Origin of the sequence: Solimonas soli DSM 21787 (assembly GCF_000474945.1) — a bacterium.
In the GTDB taxonomy this organism is placed as follows: domain Bacteria; phylum Pseudomonadota; class Gammaproteobacteria; order Nevskiales; family Nevskiaceae; genus Solimonas; species Solimonas soli.
Genome location: NZ_AXDW01000038.1, coordinates 1 through 1927, shown reverse-complemented (window position 1 = coordinate 1927; position 1927 = coordinate 1). Strand labels below are relative to the sequence as shown.

The following is a 1927-nucleotide window of genomic DNA, read 5'->3' as shown; positions in this document are numbered from 1 at the left end:
CCGAACTGCAACCCGGCTCGCTGCAAGCCTGAAAGAAGCACGATGTTTCCGAGGTTGACCACGCTATGCCTTGGGCCTTTCACGGCTATAACGCCCCGCATCAGCCGCGGATTTGCCGCAGCGAAGCGAAGGCAAATCCGTCGGCTGCATGCGATGGTTGGACCTCATTGCACGACCACCAGCTTGCCTCCACCTCGCTCAAACTCACTGATCGAGACGCGGGATGCCTCGCTAGCAACTGCACCTGCCTGGTAGATGTCTCGATAGTAGATGACTGGAGGGACATACGCTTTCTTGAACTCTTGAAACGATAAGCCCCTTCCACTTGGAGCGGCCTGCTCCGCACGAACAAACCACAGACACCTAAGGTCAGTGCGGCCAAGGGCCGCATTCATGCGCTGCTCTACCTGTAGGTAGCCAGACGAGTCTTTGGCAGTTGCTTGGTATTCCTCAGCTGTTAACTGGGTCACGACTAGCTCACTCTTTAGCGCGCTCGTTAACGAAACCCAACCTGCTGTCACCATGTCGGTGTCGCCGGAAAATAGTACGGCGGGAAATTGCTTTCCTGTGCTCTCAGATTTGAGCCACAAGATGGTGTCGAAGATGCCTTTCATGAGGTCCAACGCCTTAGCTAAGCCGCGGGGCAACGCGAAGCGTTGACCGCCGGCTTGAGCGCCTGGTTGGGCCTACCGTTGCATTGATTGGCGAGTGCGTTCATTGAGTTGTTTGAAGTCCTCTACTAGCTGGTCGCACGCTGCTCTTGTCGCTTGGCAAAGAACCTTGGTATCCATCCAGACCGCACCGTCTTTTTCAGTGACGATACGTTTCACGGCTGCAGGGTGTGCCGGATGGCCAACCGGAGTAAACGACCAAACCGTGTATGCGGCTCGATCAGTTGCCACTGTCCAGCCCATTTCCTCCCGGAGTTCTACGCCAGGTTTTGACTTCAGGTCTTCAAGTGCGGCCAATGCCGATGGATAGCCGATGCTTGATTGGCGCGCACTTGCGGCACAGCCAGCCAAAAGCAAGAGAACTACGGGAAGGAGTTTCTGCATGGCTTTGAGGCCCAACGCCCTGGCTCAGGCGCGGCGAAGCCGTCGCCTGGAGCCGCTAGTTGGGTGTGCTGCCGGATGAAACTCACGAAAGCCCCATTTTGTGCTGGAGACCAGCGAAGCTGGATGAACTGAGCTTTGCCGAAGCCGGCACCGCCCGCAATGGCGATGCGCCTACAGAACGAGAACTGTGCCACGCCGGAGTTTGGCCCGGATGAAACTCAGTGCGGCTGGAAGTTGCAGATGTGCCAGAACGATGGGGGTGGAATGGCGCTTTCATATTGGCTCTGAACTCACCGATGAAAACTAAACCTTCAGCGACACCCAACGTTCGACGTAAGGGGCGGCCCGCTTGCGGGACGTCCCCTTGACGGAGGGGTTAGCCATCAGCGCGCTTGTAGACGCTGAGCGCACGAAGGACTCCCAATGACTCGCTCAGCTGATCAAGAGATTTCGATGCAGCCGCCGATTCTTTGACATAAGCCTCGGCGTTGCTCTTGATCGTGCTGAGGGCGTTTCGAAGTTCAATGAGCTCCTCGAGGAATCCGGAATCAACTTCAGCGGAGACGAATTCATGCCCACAAGACAGGCACTCGCGACCACGCTGGAAGAACTGAATGTCAGAGTGAGTCGCGTAGTATTTTCGTTGACCGTAGTCGGCTGCGTCGAATGTGACCTGTGCGGCCGGCACCGCCTTGCAAGTGGCTATTTGCTTGCAGCCGGGACACCACATGTCAGTTCCGCCCTTCGTGACGCGCATGAGCTGACTCCTTGTTGATGGCTAGACAGTATGCCTTCCGCAGTCAGAGGCGCTGACCTCCGCGAAGGCCGTAACGCGGGTTAGCGAGTTGCCAGAGCCGCAGGAGCGAGCAAGC

General features: G+C 57.1%; 3 protein-coding genes. All 3 read right to left on the bottom strand.

Annotation, left to right across the window (positions count from 1 at the left end; translation table 11 throughout):
• Positions 1–164: 164 nt before the first annotated feature.
• Positions 165–614, bottom strand: a complete 450-nt coding sequence (locus K344_RS23540) for a hypothetical protein (RefSeq protein WP_084197368.1) — start codon at positions 612–614, stop codon at positions 165–167.
• Between the two features lie 72 nt (positions 615–686).
• The gene (locus K344_RS24060; protein ID WP_157622896.1) at positions 687–1070 is read right to left on the bottom strand and encodes a molecular chaperone DnaJ; all 384 of its coding nucleotides are present in this window, start codon (positions 1068–1070) and stop codon (positions 687–689) included.
• A gap of 361 nt (positions 1071–1431) precedes the next feature.
• Complete coding sequence (locus K344_RS24055; RefSeq protein ID WP_157622894.1) at positions 1432–1812, bottom strand: hypothetical protein; 381 nt, start codon at positions 1810–1812, stop codon at positions 1432–1434.
• Positions 1813–1927 lie beyond the last annotated feature (115 nt).

Excerpts from the sequence above, each read along its gene's own strand:
- K344_RS24055 (WP_157622894.1), bottom strand. The coding sequence starts at position 1,812 with ATGCGCGTCACGAAGGGCGGAACTGACATGTGGTGTCCCGGCTGCAAG.
- K344_RS23540 (WP_084197368.1), bottom strand. The coding sequence starts at position 614 with ATGAAAGGCATCTTCGACACCATCTTGTGGCTCAAATCTGAGAGCACA.